Below are 17,683 nucleotides of genomic sequence, written 5' to 3' on the forward strand. Positions count from 1 at the left end.
TCCTCTTTTGTTCTCTCTCATATGCCGTGTTCTATAAGCCAGTTTATTCAGACTCGTCCTAAATCATGCTATAATAATAAGACTGCCTAAAGAACGAGAATACGTAAGGTTCTTTCAGTAGATTTGTGTGAAAGAAGAGGGTGTATCCAACATGTCATTTGACGGCATTTTTACATACGGTATGACAAATGAATTGCAAGAAACATTAACTGGCGGAAGAATTTCGAAAATACATCAGCCATATAAACACGAGCTGATTTTTCATATCCGGGCAAACGGGAAGAATCATAAGCTTCTTTTATCCGCTCATCCGAGCTATGCAAGAGTGCAGCTCACAGAGCATCATGATGATAATCCAAGCGAACCTCCAATGTTTTGTATGCTCCTCAGAAAGCATCTTGAGGGAGGATTCATTGAACGGTTTGAACAAATTGGATTAGATCGCGTCATCGTGCTGCACGTGCGAAGCCGAAATGAAATTGGCGATGAACAGACCCGTAAGCTTTATATTGAAATTATGGGCCGGCACAGCAACTTGATTCTCGTGGAAGACGGAACGGAGCAGATCATCGACGGACTGAAACACCTTTCTCCATCTGTGAACAGCTATCGAACGGTACTGCCAGGACATGAATATCTTCTGCCCCCTGCTCAGCAAAAGCTGAATCCTTTTGACGTGACAAAGGAGGATATTTTAAAGCATTTACGATTTCAAGAAGGGAAAATCGCCAATCAAATTGTCGATACGTTCTCTGGGGTTTCTCCCCTGTTTGCAAAGGAAGCTGTCCATAGAGCCGGTCTTGCCAATCAGGAAACGATACCGAATACATTGCTCGAGCTGTTTCAGCTCATTCAGTCGCATTCCTTTACCCCGCAGCTGACAAGAAAAGATGGGAAAGAGTATTTTTATTTATTAGAACTTCAGCATGTCAATGGTGACATGAAGACGTTTGATTCTCTCAGCCAGCTGCTTGACCGTTTTTATTTCGGAAAAGCTGAAAGAGACAGAGTCAAACAGCAGGCATCTGACCTTGAACGGTTTGTTGTGAATGAAAAGAAGAAAAATGAAAACAAGCTGAAAAAACTAAAAAGAACCCTAGAAGAATCTCAAAACGCGCATAAGTACCAGCTCTATGGCGAATTGCTTACGGCCAATTTATATGCGATAAAAAAAGGGGATAAAGAAGCGACAGTCATTAATTATTACGATGAAGAAGGCGCAGAGATGACGATTCCGCTCAAAACAAATAAGACCCCTTCTGAAAATGCACAGGCGTATTTTACAAAATATCAAAAGGCAAAAAATGCCGTAGAGGCTGTAAAAGAACAAATTGAGCGGACATATGAAGAAATTGCTTATTTTGAAGAGCTGATCCAGCAGCTGACCTCTGCCTCACCAAAAGATTTAGAGGAAATAAGAGAAGAGCTTGTTGAAGGAAAATATTTGCGTGCCAAACAAAAGCGTCATGCCAAAAAGAAAAAACCGTCAGCCATTCAGCTGGAAACGTATGAATCTTCTCAAGGCATTTCAATTTTAGTTGGAAAAAACAACAAACAAAACGAGTATTTGACCACAAAGGCGGCAGCTCGTGATGACATTTGGCTACACACAAAGGATATCCCTGGATCACATGTCGTCATCCGCCACCAAGCGCCTGATGAACAAACCTTGCTAGAAGCGGCACAAATTGCTGCCTACTTCTCTAAAGCAAAAGAATCAAGCTCCGTCCCTGTCGACTATACGAAAATTCGGCATGTGAAAAAACCAAACGGAGCAAAACCAGGCTTTGTCACATATGATCAGCAGCAAACCTTATTTGTCACACCTGATGAAGATGTTGTCTTAAAGCTGCGAAAATAAAAAGAGCCGATAAAATCTTTGGATGAGATTTTATCGGCTCTTTCTTTGTTGTTTTTTTCTTTCTATATAGAGGGCATCAAGTGTGTCTATGTCTTCTTGTTCGAGCAAAGTCTCAATCGCCGCAGCCAGCTCCTTTGTTCGAGACGGGCTTGCACCGCTCGTAGATACTGAAATCGTCACTTTTCCCGCCCTCACAACCTTCGGCACGATCACATTGCCAAGCTCTGACTGGCTCACGCAGTTGACAAGCTGATGAGGCGTTGCTGTTTGCGTTATCCATTCGTTCACTAAAGGATCGTTTGTGGCAGCGACAATGAGAAATGCATCCTTTAGATCTTCCGCGCCCACTTTCTTTTTCTCCCAATTCAGCCCATTTGTTTCAATGAGTTTGGCCATTTCATCACAAATGTCAGGACTCACAATGGTTATGCGGCAAGGCTCCATGCATAACGCACTCGCCCTTCTTGCCGCTACCAGCCCGCCGCCGGCGATAACCACTTGTTTATTGGTTAGATCAAGATGAATGGGAAGCATGGCTTTCTCCTTGAAAACGAAACGCATCCTCTTTGTTTAAGATGGTTTCTTGCACACGTTCAATATAAGCTGATTTCACATGCGGATGAAATCCAATATACCGGCAGACACGAACATCACGAAGCCGCTCTCTCGCCTGATCTGCTTCACTTTCAATCTCTTTCATTAAAATTCCAGTGAATAATAGATAAGGAACGATATAAACAGGCGTATTGTCCTCTTCTGATAACTGCGCTAAGACGTCACGATAATTTGGTCCACATGCCGTAATAAAACATGGGAGAACCTCTGCACGGGGCAGCAGCGTCCGGACATCGTCCGCAATGCCAAATACATCTCGTTTTACATCTGGGTCCGAGCTTCCGCGGCCAATCAAAACGATTCGAGCTTTCTCGCCTTCATACCCTGCTTCTTCAATCCTTGCAACAACGGCTTTTGTTACTTCTTTGTTTACCCCAATAGGTCTTCCGTATGTCACCTTCACTTGTGGGAAACGTTTTTGCACTTTCTCAATCTCTTCTGGGATATCTGATTTGGCATGCATGGCGGTTAAAAGGAGAAGCGGGACAATCGCAATGTGAGTTGCTCCTTTTTGCACACAGGTCTCAAATCCTTCTTCTATAGACGGGTCTGTTAACTCTAAAAAACATATTTCTTGAATATCTGCTTTCACTAATGGCATGCAGCTTTTCATAAAAGAGATGGCTTTATCTTGTGCTTCTTTGACTCTGCTTCCATGTCCCACATAAAGTACAGCTTGTTTCATTTAGCTCCTCCTTCTCATCCTGCTTTCATCAGACGAAAAGACACGATGCATCAGCGTGTCTTTTCCCTGTTTCATTTATTTCTCGATCAGTGCGGGTTCAAACCAGTTTAGCTTTTGATGAAAATGAACGACATCTCCTACCACGATTAAACTTGGATGCTCGATTCCTTCTTTTTCAACCGTTTCAGACAGGGTCGCCACTGTGCAGCAAGTCGTCTTTTGCCTTGTCGTTGTTCCCCAGTGAATGAACGCAGCTGGTGTTTCAGGATCTCGTCCATTTTTTAGTAGAAGCCGCTGCACTCTTGCCACGTTTTTGACGCCCATGTATATCACAAGGGTATCAATCCCCGTTGCCAGTGCTTCCCACTTTTCTTCAAAGTGTTCATCCTTTTGATAATGACCTGTCACAAAGGCTACATTTGAGCTGAATTCACGATGCGTCACAGGAATGCCTGCATAAGCTGCTGCTGCAATACCAGAGGTAATCCCTGGGACGACTTCATACAGAATACCATGCTCAGCTAAACACTCGATTTCTTCACCGCCGCGGCCAAATACAAAGGGATCGCCGCCTTTCAGACGAACGACAACGTTCCCTTCCTTTGCATGAGCAACAAGCGCTTCATTGATGGCTTCCTGCCTCATCGTATGATGATTTGGCAGCTTGCCGCAATAGATCAATTCCGCCTCCGGTTTGGCATGGGCAAGAATCTCTTGATTGACAAGACGATCATATAAAATGACATCTGCCTGCTGTATTGCCTTATGGGCCTTTAATGTAATTAAATCTGGGTCACCCGGTCCGGCACCTACAATGTATACTTTCCCCATCGTGCTTTTCTCCCCCTGCCATCAGGCGATTATTTCGTCGTTCTCTTTACATAATCAACCAGTCGCTGTTTGGACTCCTCGCGTGACAATTCACCTGTATCTAGGACAAGCTCAGGCGCAGCCGGCTCTTCGTACGGTGAATCAATTCCAGTGAAAAATGGAATTTCACCGTTTCTTGCTTTTTTATATAACCCCTTTGGATCACGCTCTTCACACACGTTTAGATCACATTTCACAAACACTTCGTGGAATTCTCCACCTTCGACTAACTGTCTAACAATTTGGCGATCTTCTTGAAAAGGTGAAATAAAAGCAGTGATCACAATCGTCCCTTGCTCAACAAATAATTTCGCCACTTCACCGATGCGCCGAATGTTCTCTTTTCTGTCATCATCGGAAAAGCCTAAATCTTTATTGAGTCCATGTCGTACATTATCACCATCAAGAACGGTGACTTGGTAGCCTTGTTCAAACAACTCTCTAGCCGCTGCATTAGCGATCGTCGATTTGCCTGAACCACTTAGGCCGGTGAGCCAGATAATGCCGCTTTTATGATTGTTTTTCTGTTGATATTCTTTTTTTGTAATAGATGAATCATGCCATACGATATGTTCGTTACTCATGTCATATCCTCCTTTAAGATACCGTCGTTTTTAATCCTTCGATTAATGTTTCAATGACTTCTTTTCGGCTGAACGTGCTCGGTGGTAATTCACCGTTTCTCAGCATTGTTCGAACCTTTGTACCTGAAAGGATGACATGCTCGCTTTTATCGTGCGGGCACGTTTTTGGTGTGGCCATTGCTTCACATGTATTGCAGTAGAAGCTGTGTTCAAATTTTAATGGTGTAATACCAATCTCTTCGCTTGTGAATTGCTCAAATAGTTCCTGCGCCTCATATGTGCCGTAATAATCACCAACACCCGCATGATCTCTGCCGACAATAAAATGTGTACAGCCATAATTTTTACGCACAAGCGCATGAAAAATCGCTTCCTTTGGTCCAGCATAACGCATTGCAGCAGGAAAAACACCTAAAAAGACGCGGTCTTTTGGATAATAACCGTTGAGTAACACTTGATAGCTTTTCATTCTTACATCTGCTGGGATATCATCCGATTTTGTTTCACCAACAAGCGGATTTAAAAATAAACCATCCACTGTTTCCAGTGCTGTCTTTTGAATATATTCATGGGCGCGATGGACCGGGTTTCTCGTTTGGAAGCCAACAATGGTTTTCCAGCCGTTTTCTTTAAAATGTCTTCTTGTTTCTTCTGGCTCATACGTAAATTGCGGGAATGGTTTTTCACTGCGTTTCGTCAGTGTAATTTTACCACCAATATACGTGTCACCGCGTTCAAATAATTTTTTCACACCCGGGTGATGAAGGTCATCTGTTTTATACACATTCACTGCTTCTTTTTCCTTATCCGGTGTGTATTTGTCTTCCACTTCAATGACCCCGTATACCGTTCCATTGTACGATAGACGTACAATATCGCCTTGACGAATCTCCGCTGCCTTTTCCTTAGTGACTGGCAGCGTAATCGGAAGAGACCAAACGACACCACTTGCTAGCCGCATACTGCTGACAACCGCTTCATAATCAGCTCTTGTTAAAAACCCTTCAATTGGACTATATCCGCCAATTGCAATAAGTTCAAGGTCTGCAAAAGAGATAGCATCCAGTTCAATTTCCTTCGCAGCTGTGCTCAGATCAAATTCTTCATTTACTCGATTAATTAATACGCCACCATGTGGTGTTAAACTCATTTGTTCATCTTCCTCTCAATGTTCATATTTAGTAGATCATAATAGTCGGATTTGTGTTTAAATCCCGCCGCCCTGTTCATGAATCGAGCTGCTCTCATTTTTGACTGCTTTCATTAGACTCAGTGCACCAAGTGAGGCAAGCAGTACACTCATCATGATAAAGATAGAGTAATAGTCTCCTTTTAAGAAAAGGCTCACGAGCAAATACGAGAGACTGAGTGATAAGAAAGGTGACACAACCCAGACTTTCAGCATTTTTTTCACGACATGTTTATGAAAAATGTTCGGTCCGCCCTTTGCCATACCAAGCCCGATAATAGACGAGGAGGTGATTTGGGTAAGTGGAACGGGTAGCCCAAAAATAGAGCTGACGATCACAAGTCCTGCGCCGGTACTCGATAATAGAATTCCTTCTCCCGTTTGATAGCGGGTAATTTTCTTGCCGTTTGTTTCAAGGACCCTTCTGCCTAGCAAAAGCGCACCAAATGCAACAAAGATTCCTCCGTAAAGGGTTCCTTGCCCAACTGTCAAAACACCTGAGGCGACAAGGGGACCGACGGCATTAGCGACATTGTTCATCCCTGCTGAAAACGCCTCTAGAAATCCGCTGATAATGAGAAGCACAGATAAAATCAATGTTCCCTTTTTTGATAATGTCCGTTTAGGGAACAATCTGATGATTTTGACAACGACAAAGGTAAAAACAAAGGCGACAAGCGGGATGATAATCCAAAAGGCGACAATCACTAAAATAGATTTCACATACAGCACTTTATACGCGACGGCCACACCGACCACAGCACCTACTGTGACTTCACTTGTTGATAATGGAATGGCCATGAGATTCGCGATGAAAAGTGATAATGCGGCAGAGCCAATAATGATACACACAATTTCAAGTGTGATGACAGATTCCGGCATAATCCCAGAGCTGATCGTTTTGACGACCTCTCCGCCGCCAATCACTGAGCCTGCTAATATCCCTACTGCACAAACGCTGAGTGCATAAATTGGCTTTTTAATGGCACCTGATCCATATGCGATACCCATCGAAGCGGCTGCTCCGCTTGCGCCAATGTTTAAAGCAAAGAATAAACTAAATAAAATTGCGGCGATTTCCATACATTATGCTCCCTTACTCATGTAATCCGCACTCGGTCTTTGCTGTCCCTGACCATCTACCAGAACGCAAGTCATCTGCTGTAAATGCTGGCTGTGTACACGGAGCACATCCGATGCTCGGATATCCCTGGTCGTGCAGCGGATTATAAGTAAGTTCTTCTCTAGACGTATATCTCCAAATGTCCTTCCACGTCCAGTGGATGAGCGGACATACTTTTACTGATTTAAATTTCTCATCTTTATTTAAGAAGTTCGTCCCTGCTCGTTTTGGTGATTGCTCTCTTCTTAAGCCAGAAAGCCATGCCGGATAGCCAGATAGTGCCTCTTGCAAAGGAATGACCTTCCGCATATGGCAGCAGCTTTGAGGATTCGTTTCCCATAATTTATCACCATGCTGCTCGTTTTGCTGTTCCACTGTCAGCTCAGGGGTTTTCAGCACGATGTCTAAACCAGGATATCTTTCCTTGACTGCATCAATGGTGTCGTATGTTTCCTTAAAATGCAGACCTGTATCTAAAAAGACAATTCTCGCATCCTTTTTTACTTTTGCAATCAGATCAATCAGGACAATACCCTCAATGCCAAAACTGCATGCATAAACGAGCTGATCACCATAGTGGCCGTACGCCCATTTCAGCACAGATAGGGCTCCTTTATACAAATCGTCCTCTTGAAATGTAATGGACGGCTCTTGCCAATTTTCATAAGTTAACATTATTTCTCCCCTTTCGGAGTACTGCTCCTATTACTGTTCTCCGCATTACTTCAATCTGATTTTTTCATTTTTTTCTACTTGAATCACTTGACCGTCCTGAACAATCAACGTAATCGAACCGAATTTCATATCCCCAATCAGTTCTTTCATGTGCTTCACTAAGTCCTCATCCTGATTTTGTTTCAATTCCATCTCCTCTTCCTCCTCACCGTTAAAATAAAAAAACTTTCTTTCAGTCCGAAAGAAAGATGAGGAAGTTCGCGATTTCCTTATCTTTCAAAATAGAATCATTTTGCAGGAAGTAGCACCTTGCGAATCGCAGGTTGCTGGGCTTCATCGGGCCAGTCCCTCCACCTCTCTGGATAAGAATTTTAATTTGTATTAAATATTAACACAATTCAAACAAAAGTCAACCCGACTTTATTGATAGGATTAGTTTTTATTTAAATTTGAGTCTATTTTACTATTTTTAACCAAAAGAAAAGCTGTGCTTTGCTGCACAGCTTTTAGACCGTTTCTTCCATCCAAGATTCAGACGAAGGATCTTCTCTCCATCGTTTTAGTTTATTCATAGCAGAAGGATCAATCGCTTTTAGCTCAAGTGCCGCTTCAGTCAGTGTGTCATAGTCTGTGAGTGTGACATATGGAATGTTTTTCTCTTGAAAAGCTGCTGCTGCTTTTGGCAGGCCGTATGTGAAGATAGCCACAACCCCAAGTACGTCACAGCCTTCTTCTTCTAGAGCGGCAACCACGTCAAGAACGCTGCCCCCGGTTGAGATGAGGTCTTCTACAACGACCACCTTTTGACCAGGCGATACGGCTCCTTCAATTTGATTTCCTTTTCCGTGCGCTTTTGGCTTACTTCTCACATAACACATCGGCACATTCAAACGGTCTGCCGCTAATGCCGCATGCGGAATACCTGCTGTTGCAGTACCTGCGATGACTTCAGCACCCTCGAAATGAGAGAGAATCAAATCTTTTAAACCTTCCGCAATGTCATTTCTGACTTCTGGATACGACAAGGTCAGACGGTTGTCGCAGTAAATTGGCGATTTGATGCCACTCGCCCATGTAAATGGTTCGTCTGGTTTTAAAGAGACAGCTTTGATTTGTAATAGATGTTTAGCGATTTTCATTTTCATCCTGCAGTCACTCCCACTCTTTCAAAATTTGTTGATAGGCGTCCACTGGGTTTACGGCTTTCGTGATGGATCTCCCAACAACGATTTGTGAAACACCTTGCTCTTTTGCAAAGGCAGGTGTCGCCACACGCTTTTGGTCATCGGTTTGATCATTTGGTAAACGAATTCCTGGTGTCACAGTGAGAAAGGAAGGAGAGATTTGTTCATGAAGCTGTTTTGATTCATGAACAGAGCACACCACACCATCAAGTCCACTTTCATATGCCAATTGTCCATAATGAAGCACCGCCTCTTGCAATGGGCGGTCAATTAGTAATTCTTTTTTCATCATATCTTCTGACGTGCTTGTCAGCTGGGTCACTGCAATAATGCCTGGGCGATTTTGCCCGGCAGGGGTTCCGCTTTCAAGACCCTCTATCGCAGCCTGCATCATTCTTTTCCCGCCAGCTGCATGCACATTGACCAAATCTACACCAAGTGCAGCAAGCCGGTTCATTGCTTTTTGTACGGTTGTTGGAATGTCATGAAGCTTCAGATCAAGGAAAATACGGCAATTTTTTTCTTTCAGTGCGTCAAGGATGGCAGGACCTTCTTGGTAAAATAGCTCCATACCGACCTTGACGAATAAAGGTGTCCCTTCAAACAGATCTAAAAAGGCGTGCGCCTCCTGCCCTGATGGAAAATCAAGTGCGATGATGGGCAAGTGCTTCATGTTTCCAGCTCCTTCCGATACATTCCTCTACAGATGAATACCCATATGCCGCCAACACATTCGGCAGCTCCTCAATGATTTCCGGGCAAATAAATGGGTTCACAAAATTGGCTGTCCCAACAGCGACTGCACTTGCTCCTGCTAATAGAAACTCAAGTACATCTTCAGCGCTTTGCACCCCGCCCATCCCAATAATCGGGATAGAGACTGCCTGACTGACCTCATGCACCATTCGAACGGCGACAGGCTTTATTGCAGGGCCTGACAATCCACCTGTTTGATTGGCAAGAATGGGTTTGCCTGTTTTTAAATCTAGACGCATACCAATCAAGGTATTAATCATGGTGAGCCCATCTGCTCCAGCCGATTCAATCGCTTTAGCAATCTCAGTGATATTGGCCACATTAGGTGACAGTTTCACATAGACAGGAACAGAAGAGACTTCCTTGACTGCCTTTGTCAATGACGCGGCCATCTTTGGGTCCGTACCAAAAGCGATCCCTCCTGTTTTGACATTTGGACAGGAGATATTCAGTTCGAGGGCATGGACATTCCTTGCTTGACTGATGTGTTTGGCCACTTCGACATAATCATCAACTTGTGATCCAGCAACATTCGCAATAATGGGTGTATCAAACTGCTCAAGCCAAGGTAATTCATTTTCAAGCACGCCTTTTAGACCTGGATTTTGTAAGCCAATCGCATTCAGCATACCGGCTCCAGTTTCGGCCACCCTCGGTGTTGGGTTGCCAAATCTCGCTTCAAGGGTCGTGGCTTTGATCATGATGCCGCCCAGCAATGATAGGTCATATAATGAAGCAAATTCTCTTCCAAATCCAAAGCAGCCTGAAGCAGGAATAATCGGATTCTTTAAAGATAAGCCGGGTAATTCGATGTTTAGCATGACAATGCCACCTCCTCAGCTTTAAATACAGGTCCATCAAGACAGACTTTGACGTACGGTTTTTCGTGCTGATCGGTATGACAGACACAAGCAAAGCATGCACCGATTCCGCAGCCCATTCTCTCTTCCATTGAAATATACACGGGCTTATCTGGGTAAGAGTCTTTCAGTGCTTTTAACATAGGTGTCGGGCCGCAGGAAAGCAAGACATCAAAGTTCAACTCATTCTCTTCAATGACATTTGTCACAAACCCTTTCGAGCCATATGTTCCATCAACGGTTGCGATAAATGTATCTCCAAGTGCTTGAAATTTCTCCTCATAAAATACATCCTTTTGTGATTGAAAGCCGAGGACATGCTTCACGATGACGCCTTTTTTCGTTAAACGCTTGGACAGCTCATACAGCGGCGGCACACCTATTCCTCCGCCCACTAGTAATGCCGTCTGCCCAGGCTTTACGACTGAGGGGTCATACCCGTTCCCAAGCGGTCCTAACACATCGACTGATTCTCCCGTCCGCTTTTGGGAAAGGAGCTTTGTGCCCTCGCCCTCTGCGCGGTAGATGATGGTTGCTTCTTGCTTGCCGGCATGAATGTTGGCAATACTGATCGGTCTTCTCAAAAGCGGTGTCATGGATTCGCTGACCTTTATATGAAGAAATTGTCCAGCTGTTTGAAAGGATTCGACAAGGTCACCCTTTAATGTCATTTCGTAAATATGATCAGCGATCTCTCGATTCGAGACGACCGTCAAGTATGCTTTTTTCATATCGTTACTGTCACCTCAGCATTCGTTTTCACTTCTGGCATTTCGTCTGCTCTAAATGTCATGCTCTCTAGCACTCTTAAAATCGCTTCCGCTGTATCTAATGACGTTAAGCAAGCGACACCATTTTCAACAGATTCACGTCTGATTCTAAAGCCGTCTCTTGCCGGCTGTTTTCCTTTTGTTAAGGTGTTGATGACAAATTGGGCTTCACCATTTCGAATGACATCGAGCAGGTTCTTTCCTTCTTCTCCTATTTTGCCGACAACACTTGATGGAATGGAGGCTTGTTTTAAGTAATTCGCCGTTCCTTCTGTAGCCAAAATATGATAGCCGATGGAATGGAATCTTCTTGCAATCTCAAGCCCTTCTTCTTTATCTTTATCAGCCACTGTAAGGAGAACTGTTCCGTCTTTTGGGATTTGAATGCCCGATGCAATCAATCCTTTGTAGAGGGCTTTTTCGATTGTGACATCTTTCCCCATGACTTCACCTGTTGATTTCATTTCAGGTCCAAGTGTAATGTCTACTCTTCTTAGTTTTGCAAAAGAGAAGACGGGAACTTTGACGTATACGCCTTCTTGCTCCACATGAAGACCTTCTTGGTAGCCATAGTTTTTGAGCTTCTCCCCTAAAATGACCTTTGTTGCTAAGTTGGCCATTGGAATGCCCGTAATTTTACTTAAGAATGGGACAGTCCGGCTTGAACGCGGGTTCACTTCAAGTACATACACTTCTCCTTTTGATAGGACAAACTGAATGTTAAGCAGCCCAATAATGTTGAGTCCTTTTGCGAGTTTAATCGTGTATTCTGCGATTTTCGCTTTGATGTCCTCAGACAATGTTTGCGGCGGATAGACCGCAATTGAGTCACCAGAGTGAACACCGGCTCTTTCAATGTGTTCCATGATGCCCGGTATCACAACCGTTTCTCCGTCAGATACTGCATCTACTTCAATTTCTTTTCCTGTCAAATACTTGTCAATGAGCACTGGATGCTGCGGATTGACTTTCACCGCATTCTCCATATAGTGAAGAAGCTCGGCTTCTTGATACACAATTTCCATCGCACGACCGCCTAATACATAGGAAGGACGGACAAGGACTGGGTATCCGATTAGATTCGCAATGGCTACTGCTTCCGGCACAGACGTAGCCGTTTTTCCTTTTGGCTGAGGCACGCCGAGTGTTTCTAATGTTTGTTCAAATTTGTCACGGTTTTCCGCGCGGTCAAGGTCTTCAAGAGAAGTGCCAAGAATTTTAACCCCTCTATTTGATAGTTCATCTGCTAAGTTAATCGCTGTTTGTCCGCCGAACTGAACGACGACACCTTCTGGTTGTTCAAGGTCGATGATATGCATCACATCTTCTACAGTAAGTGGTTCAAAGTAAAGCTTATCTGAAATACTAAAGTCCGTTGAGACCGTTTCAGGGTTGTTGTTAATAATAATGGCTTCATATCCTGCTTGTTTGATCGCCCACACTGAATGAACGGTCGCATAATCAAATTCAACCCCTTGTCCAATTCGAATGGGACCTGAGCCTAGGACGATTACGCTTTTTTTGTCTGTTCGTTCTGATTCATTTTCATCTTCATACGTGCTGTAGAAATACGGTGTTTCTGATTCAAACTCCGCCGCACATGTGTCCACCATTTTATAAACAGGAACGATGCCTGCTTCTTGTCTTAGGTTGTAGACATCCGCTTCGTTCATGTCCCACTCTCGGCTAATATAGATATCTGAGAAACCTTTGTGTTTTGCTTCTTTTAACACGTCTACATTGCCTTTGTTTTCTTTTAGCGTCTTTTCAAATGCGATGATGCCCTCCAGCTTATGAAGGAAGAAGTAATCAATTTTTGAGAATGCATGAATTTGCTCAACAGTATAGCCTCTTCTAAGCGCCTCAGCGATATAAAACAGACGCTCATCTCCCGCTTTGATAATCCGTTTTTCAAGCACTTCATTTGTTATGTCCGCTTCATCTTTTAATTCAATGTGATGCACATCTGCTTCAAGTGAACGAACAGCCTTTAAAAGAGACTCTTCTAATGTACGGCCGATTGCCATCACTTCACCCGTTGCTTTCATTTGCGTCCCAAGACGTCTGTTGGCAGATTCAAATTTATCGAACGGCCAGCGCGGGATCTTTGAAACGATATAGTCTAGTGCTGGTTCAAAGGCTGCATATGTTTTACCTGTGACAGGGTTCATCATTTCATCAAGTGTTAGGCCGACAGCAATTTTCGCTGCAAGTTTGGCAATTGGATATCCTGTCGCTTTAGATGCAAGCGCAGAAGAACGGCTCACACGCGGGTTTACTTCGATGATATAGTATTGAAAGCTGTCTGGGTCAATGGCCAGCTGAACGTTACAGCCGCCTTCAATGCCAAGTGCGCGAATCAGCTTGAGTGACACATTGCGAAGCAGCTGATATTCACGGTCACTTAACGTTTGGCTTGGCGCCACAACGATACTGTCACCTGTATGAATGCCGACAGGATCAAAGTTTTCCATGTTACAAACAACGATTGCATGGTCACCGCTATCACGCATGACCTCATATTCGATTTCTTTAAAGCCTGCAATACTCTTTTCAAGTAAGCATTGTGTGACTGGGCTTAGCTTCAATCCATTCTCGACGATTTCTTTTAGTTCTTGCTCGTTTGTACAAATTCCGCCGCCTGTTCCGCCTAATGTATAAGCCGGTCTGACAATGACAGGGAAACCGATTTGATTTGTAAATGCCAACGCTTCATCAAGGTTATGAATGATTTCACTTTCTGGAACAGGTTCATTTAGTTCATTCATCAGATTGCGGAATAAATCTCTGTCCTCTGCTTTTTGAATAGCTGACAGCTTTGTTCCAAGTACTTCAACGCCGCATTCAGCCAGTACGCCAAGATCTGATAATTCAACAGCAAGGTTCAGTCCAGTTTGACCGCCAAGTGTCGGCAGAATCGCATCAGGCCGTTCTTTTCGAATAATTCGTGTTAAAAATTCTGGTGTCAGTGGTTCGATGTATACCTTGTCCGCCATTTCTGTATCTGTCATGATCGTCGCAGGGTTGGAGTTCACAAGAACGACTTCATAGCCTTCTTCTTTCAGTGCTAAGCAAGCCTGTGTACCTGCATAGTCAAACTCTGCTGCCTGACCGATGATGATTGGACCTGATCCAATGACTAAAATCTTTTTGATGTCTACGCGTTTTGGCATACTTCTTCCCCTTCTTTCTCAGTCGTATGAATCATTTCTATGAACTCGTCAAATAAGTAGTTCGCATCTTCTGGTCCCGGTGATGCCTCTGGGTGATACTGGACAGTGAATGCCGGTGCTTCTTTATGTTTTAATCCTTCAATGGTGTTGTCATTTAGCGCAATATGTGTGACTTCTAGCACGTCTTCATTAATGGCACTTACCGTATAGCCATGGTTTTGAGACGTCAAGGTCACCTTGCCAGTTGCTAGTTCCTTGACTGGGTGATTGGACCCTCTATGCCCAAATTTCATTTTTTCTGTACTTGCACCGCAAGCAAGAGCGAATAACTGATGTCCGAGGCAGATACCAAAGAGTGGTACTTTCCCAATCAGCTGCTGAATCATTTCAACCGCTTCTGGTACATCGACTGGGTCCCCAGGTCCGTTTGAAAGCATGATACCGTCTGGTTTTAGCTGTAAAACTTCATCTGCCGTAATATTGTATGGCACCACAATGACATCACAGTCACGCTTATTGAGCTCTCGCAAAATACCGTGCTTCATACCGAAATCGACAAGCACAATTCTTTTTCCTCTTCCTGGGCTTGGATACGCATTTTTCACAGATACTTGACTCACTTGATCTGTTGGCAGCTGCATGGTTTGAAGGCGGCGCACAACGTCTTCTACTTGTTCATCAGGTCCTGCAAAAGCCCCTCTTAATGTTCCTGCACTTCGAATCATTCTTGTCAGCTTGCGTGTATCAATTCCGCTAAGACCCGGAATATGCTTCATTTTTAAATACTCATCGAGTGAATATGAAGAGCGCCAGTTGGAGGGCTTTTCACAAAGTTCTTTTACAATGAGCCCTTTCACAAACGGTGTGATCGATTCAAAATCATCACGGTTAATGCCATAGTTGCCGATAAGAGGGTAAGTGAGTGTGACAATTTGTCCGCAGTACGATGGATCAGACAAAATTTCTTGATAGCCTGTCATCCCTGTATTAAAGACGACTTCTCCCACTGACGATTCTAAGCTGCCAAAGCCTGTTCCTTCGAATACTGTTCCGTTTTCTAGCACTAAGCGTCTCTTCATTTTACTAGTCTCCCCTCTTGATAAACGACTTTCCCAGATGCAAGTGTCATGACCGGCCATCCTGATACAGTCAATTTGTCAAACGGTGTATTTTGCCCTTTAGATAAGAAGCTTTTTTTATCAATTGCCATTTCTTTGTTTAAATCAATGAGTGTGATATCAGCTGTTTGACCTTCTTCCAGCTTACCGTATGGAAGAGAAAAGGCTTCTGCTGGTTTGATGGTCATATAATCAACGAGTTCTTTTAATGTCCATTCGCCTGTTTTCACAAAGCGTGTGTACAGAAGCGGGAACGCTGTTTCAAGTCCTACAATCCCAAAAGGTGCTCGCTGCATGGTTTCATTTTTTTCTTCTTCTGTATGAGGCGCATGGTCCGTTGCGATGAAATCAATCGTGCCATCTAAAAGCCCTTCGATGAGTGCCTCGCGATCTTCTGCTCCTCTGAGCGGAGGATTCATTTTATAGTTTGTATCAAGACCCGGGATGTCTGCATCACATAAAAGCAGGTGATGCGGTGAAACCTCAGCCGTCACTCGAATGCCTGCTTTTTTTGCATCTCGCACAACTCGCACTGATTCTTTCGTACTGATATGACAGACATGATAATGGCAATTCGCTGCTTCCGCTAAGAGAACATCTCTTGCAATATGCACCGATTCACAAATTGACGGTATTCCGTTTAACCCATTTGCTTTTGAATATTCGCCTTCATGAACGCATCCTCCATAAATGAGGGAATTATCTTCACAGTGCGCCACAATCGCTCGATCAAGACTCGCCGCCTTTTTCATCGCTTCGTACATCATGCCAGCTGTTTGGATTCCAACACCGTCATCTGTAAAGGCAAAGGCACCTGCTTCTTTTAACGCTGCAAAATCCGTCAGCTCTTCTCCAATTTGTCTTGTCGTGATGGAGGCGTATGGAAGTACTCTTACAGATGAGGTCTCTTCAATTCGGTTCATGAGCCATTCCATTTGCTCTTTTGTATCTGGAACCGGCCGTGTATTCGGCATCGCTGCAATGGTCGTATACCCGCCTCTTGCTGCTGCCTTAGAGCCTGTTTCAATGGTTTCCTTTTTCTCGCCGCCTGGCTCTCTTAAATGCACATGAAGATCAATCAAACCTGGTGATACAAAGAGACCTGCTGCATCAATGACCTCTTCTCCGTCTTCTCTTTCTAAGTGACCAATTGCTTGAATCACTTCTCCATCTACCCTTATATCCTGCTGCACTTTTTCCCCTGTGCTCGATAAGATAAAACCGTTTTTAATGAGATATGACATAGACAGAATCTCTCCCTTTTTGATGTAGTCTGCTCTTTTGAAAAGCTCTTTTTAACACAGCCATTCGGATATACACACCATTTTCCATTTGTTTGAAAATCCTTGACTGTTTTGACTCTACTAATGAATCATCTATTTCAACACCTCTATTTACTGGTGCTGGATGCATAATAATGGCTCGTTCTTTCATGTTGCGTGCTCTGTCTACTGTTAATCCATAAGTAGACAAGTAATTGTCATTACCCATTTTTTCTGTGTGTCTTTCATGCTGGATTCTTAGCAGCATCACCACATCAGAGCGTTTGATGGCTTCTTCCACGTCGACATGCGTGCCGTGAGGGTTTTGTTCATCTCGGAAGGAGGCTGGTCCTGAAAAGAGTACTGTCGCTCCCAGCCTTGAGAGGACTTCAGCATTCGATCTTGCCACCCTGCTATGCTTGATATCGCCATGAATCGAAACCGTTAAACCTTCGAAGCCGCCAAACTCTTCGAAGATGGTCATCAAATCCAGCAGTGATTGTGTAGGATGCTGCCCGCAGCCATCTCCTGCATTGATGATCGGAATCCCTACCTTCCCAATGAGCTCGTTGTAATATTCGTCGGTGCTGTCCCGGATGACACACGCCTTAACACCGATAGATTCCAGCGTCTTCACCGTATCGTAAAGCGTCTCTCCCTTTTGAACAGAAGTACTTGCCGCATCTAGATTTAGCACATTCATGCCAAGTTTCTTTTCCGCTACTTCAAAGCTAAAGCGTGTTCTTGTGCTTGGTTCAAAGAAGAGGTTCGCCACAAACTCACCTGCTAAGCCATGTTCCTGTTTCCCCTTCTTCAGTGCGGATGCTTCTTCAATCAGCTCTAAAATGTCTTCCTTCGATAAGCTGCTCATTGTCGATAGATCATTCATTTTTTCTTCCCCCTCTAGTTTTTCATCACTTTCAGGTTCAAAAAAACCCTAAGCCTCGGCAGCTTAGGG

General features: G+C 43.9%; 17 protein-coding genes and 1 riboswitch. Of the genes, 1 reads left to right on the forward strand and 16 read right to left on the reverse strand.

From position 1 onward, the window contains the following. The first annotated feature begins 151 nt into the window (after window positions 1–151). On the forward strand, window positions 152–1,861 hold the full coding sequence (locus GPA07_RS11990; protein WP_157292577.1) for an Rqc2 family fibronectin-binding protein: 1,710 nt from the start codon (window positions 152–154) through the stop codon (window positions 1,859–1,861). A 30-nt stretch (window positions 1,862–1,891) separates the two neighbouring features. Here GPA07_RS11990 and GPA07_RS11995 read toward each other — a convergent pair whose 3' ends face one another. The 16 genes from GPA07_RS11995 to GPA07_RS12070 form a co-directional block, all read right to left on the reverse strand. Continuing rightward, a complete protein-coding gene (locus GPA07_RS11995; RefSeq protein WP_157292578.1) occupies window positions 1,892–2,395 on the reverse strand; it encodes a precorrin-2 dehydrogenase/sirohydrochlorin ferrochelatase family protein in 504 nt (167 codons plus the stop codon). Continuing rightward, window positions 2,376–3,161 carry a sirohydrochlorin chelatase gene (locus GPA07_RS12000; protein ID WP_157292579.1) on the reverse strand — a complete coding sequence of 262 codons (786 nt, stop codon included), beginning with the start codon at window positions 3,159–3,161 and terminating at the stop codon, window positions 2,376–2,378. Before GPA07_RS12000 ends, GPA07_RS11995 begins: the two co-directional genes overlap by 20 nt. Window positions 3,162–3,236: 75 nt before the next feature. Continuing rightward, window positions 3,237–3,992, reverse strand: a complete 756-nt coding sequence (gene cobA, locus GPA07_RS12005) for a uroporphyrinogen-III C-methyltransferase (protein ID WP_157292580.1) — start codon at window positions 3,990–3,992, stop codon at window positions 3,237–3,239. Window positions 3,993–4,021: 29 nt separating this feature from the next. Continuing rightward, entirely contained in the window at window positions 4,022–4,615 is a 594-nt protein-coding gene (gene cysC, locus GPA07_RS12010) for an adenylyl-sulfate kinase (protein WP_008354592.1), read from the reverse strand. A 13-nt stretch (window positions 4,616–4,628) separates the two neighbouring features. Further along, a complete protein-coding gene (gene sat, locus GPA07_RS12015) occupies window positions 4,629–5,765 on the reverse strand; it encodes a sulfate adenylyltransferase (RefSeq protein ID WP_157292581.1) in 1,137 nt (378 codons plus the stop codon). 57 nt (window positions 5,766–5,822) lie between these two features. Then, window positions 5,823–6,887, reverse strand: a complete 1,065-nt coding sequence (locus tag GPA07_RS12020) for a sulfate permease (RefSeq protein WP_008354597.1) — start codon at window positions 6,885–6,887, stop codon at window positions 5,823–5,825. Between the two features lie 13 nt (window positions 6,888–6,900). After that, entirely contained in the window at window positions 6,901–7,602 is a 702-nt protein-coding gene (locus GPA07_RS12025) for a phosphoadenylyl-sulfate reductase (protein ID WP_008354599.1), read from the reverse strand. A 45-nt stretch (window positions 7,603–7,647) separates the two neighbouring features. Further along, complete coding sequence (locus tag GPA07_RS12030) at window positions 7,648–7,794, reverse strand: YezD family protein (RefSeq protein WP_008354601.1); 147 nt, start codon at window positions 7,792–7,794, stop codon at window positions 7,648–7,650. A 74-nt stretch (window positions 7,795–7,868) separates the two neighbouring features. Next, window positions 7,869–7,971, reverse strand: a riboswitch (SAM riboswitch). Between the two features lie 137 nt (window positions 7,972–8,108). Next, window positions 8,109–8,747: an orotate phosphoribosyltransferase gene (gene pyrE, locus GPA07_RS12035; RefSeq protein WP_157292582.1), complete on the reverse strand. Its 639-nt coding sequence runs from the start codon at window positions 8,745–8,747 to the stop codon at window positions 8,109–8,111. Between the two features lie 7 nt (window positions 8,748–8,754). Further along, a complete protein-coding gene (gene pyrF / locus GPA07_RS12040; protein WP_157292583.1) occupies window positions 8,755–9,459 on the reverse strand; it encodes an orotidine-5'-phosphate decarboxylase in 705 nt (234 codons plus the stop codon). Next, window positions 9,431–10,363 (reverse strand): dihydroorotate dehydrogenase, encoded by a 933-nt coding sequence (locus tag GPA07_RS12045; RefSeq protein ID WP_157292584.1) that lies wholly within the window; start codon window positions 10,361–10,363, stop codon window positions 9,431–9,433. Before GPA07_RS12045 ends, pyrF begins: the two co-directional genes overlap by 29 nt. Further along, complete coding sequence (locus GPA07_RS12050) at window positions 10,357–11,133, reverse strand: dihydroorotate dehydrogenase electron transfer subunit (RefSeq protein ID WP_008354609.1); 777 nt, start codon at window positions 11,131–11,133, stop codon at window positions 10,357–10,359. Before GPA07_RS12050 ends, GPA07_RS12045 begins: the two co-directional genes overlap by 7 nt. Beyond that, window positions 11,130–14,345, reverse strand: a complete 3,216-nt coding sequence (gene carB, locus GPA07_RS12055) for a carbamoyl-phosphate synthase (glutamine-hydrolyzing) large subunit (protein WP_008354612.1) — start codon at window positions 14,343–14,345, stop codon at window positions 11,130–11,132. Before carB ends, GPA07_RS12050 begins: the two co-directional genes overlap by 4 nt. Further along, the gene (locus GPA07_RS12060; RefSeq protein WP_008354614.1) at window positions 14,330–15,424 is read right to left on the reverse strand and encodes a carbamoyl phosphate synthase small subunit; all 1,095 of its coding nucleotides are present in this window, start codon (window positions 15,422–15,424) and stop codon (window positions 14,330–14,332) included. The genes carB and GPA07_RS12060 overlap by 16 nt, the downstream gene beginning before the upstream one ends. Beyond that, window positions 15,421–16,707 carry a dihydroorotase gene (locus GPA07_RS12065; protein ID WP_008354616.1) on the reverse strand — a complete coding sequence of 429 codons (1,287 nt, stop codon included), beginning with the start codon at window positions 16,705–16,707 and terminating at the stop codon, window positions 15,421–15,423. Before GPA07_RS12065 ends, GPA07_RS12060 begins: the two co-directional genes overlap by 4 nt. After that, window positions 16,691–17,614: an aspartate carbamoyltransferase catalytic subunit gene (locus tag GPA07_RS12070; protein ID WP_008354618.1), complete on the reverse strand. Its 924-nt coding sequence runs from the start codon at window positions 17,612–17,614 to the stop codon at window positions 16,691–16,693. The genes GPA07_RS12065 and GPA07_RS12070 overlap by 17 nt, the downstream gene beginning before the upstream one ends. Window positions 17,615–17,683 lie beyond the last annotated feature (69 nt).

It is taken from the genome of Bacillus sp. ms-22 (genome assembly GCF_009759805.1).
GTDB classification, from domain to species: domain Bacteria; phylum Bacillota; class Bacilli; order Bacillales; family Bacillaceae; genus Bacillus; species Bacillus xiamenensis.

What these genes read in the sequence shown, in the direction of transcription:
- GPA07_RS12060 (WP_008354614.1), bottom strand. Translation starts at nt 15,424, where the DNA reads ATGAAGAGACGCTTAGTGCTAGAAAACGGAACAGTATTCGAAGGAACA.
- GPA07_RS12065 (WP_008354616.1), bottom strand. Translation starts at nt 16,707, where the DNA reads ATGTCATATCTCATTAAAAACGGTTTTATCTTATCGAGCACAGGGGAA.
- GPA07_RS12025 (WP_008354599.1), bottom strand. Translation starts at nt 7,602, where the DNA reads ATGTTAACTTATGAAAATTGGCAAGAGCCGTCCATTACATTTCAAGAG.
- GPA07_RS11990 (WP_157292577.1), top strand. Translation starts at nt 152, where the DNA reads ATGTCATTTGACGGCATTTTTACATACGGTATGACAAATGAATTGCAA.
- GPA07_RS12070 (WP_008354618.1), bottom strand. Translation starts at nt 17,614, where the DNA reads ATGAATGATCTATCGACAATGAGCAGCTTATCGAAGGAAGACATTTTA.
- GPA07_RS12045 (WP_157292584.1), bottom strand. Translation starts at nt 10,363, where the DNA reads ATGCTAAACATCGAATTACCCGGCTTATCTTTAAAGAATCCGATTATT.
- cobA (WP_157292580.1), bottom strand. Translation starts at nt 3,992, where the DNA reads ATGGGGAAAGTATACATTGTAGGTGCCGGACCGGGTGACCCAGATTTA.
- GPA07_RS12050 (WP_008354609.1), bottom strand. Translation starts at nt 11,133, where the DNA reads ATGAAAAAAGCATACTTGACGGTCGTCTCGAATCGAGAGATCGCTGAT.
- pyrE (WP_157292582.1), bottom strand. Translation starts at nt 8,747, where the DNA reads ATGAAAATGAAAATCGCTAAACATCTATTACAAATCAAAGCTGTCTCT.
- carB (WP_008354612.1), bottom strand. Translation starts at nt 14,345, where the DNA reads ATGCCAAAACGCGTAGACATCAAAAAGATTTTAGTCATTGGATCAGGT.
- cysC (WP_008354592.1), bottom strand. Translation starts at nt 4,615, where the DNA reads ATGAGTAACGAACATATCGTATGGCATGATTCATCTATTACAAAAAAA.
- GPA07_RS11995 (WP_157292578.1), bottom strand. Translation starts at nt 2,395, where the DNA reads ATGCTTCCCATTCATCTTGATCTAACCAATAAACAAGTGGTTATCGCC.
- pyrF (WP_157292583.1), bottom strand. Translation starts at nt 9,459, where the DNA reads ATGAAGCACTTGCCCATCATCGCACTTGATTTTCCATCAGGGCAGGAG.
- GPA07_RS12020 (WP_008354597.1), bottom strand. Translation starts at nt 6,887, where the DNA reads ATGGAAATCGCCGCAATTTTATTTAGTTTATTCTTTGCTTTAAACATT.
- sat (WP_157292581.1), bottom strand. Translation starts at nt 5,765, where the DNA reads ATGAGTTTAACACCACATGGTGGCGTATTAATTAATCGAGTAAATGAA.
- GPA07_RS12030 (WP_008354601.1), bottom strand. Translation starts at nt 7,794, where the DNA reads ATGGAATTGAAACAAAATCAGGATGAGGACTTAGTGAAGCACATGAAA.
- GPA07_RS12000 (WP_157292579.1), bottom strand. Translation starts at nt 3,161, where the DNA reads ATGAAACAAGCTGTACTTTATGTGGGACATGGAAGCAGAGTCAAAGAA.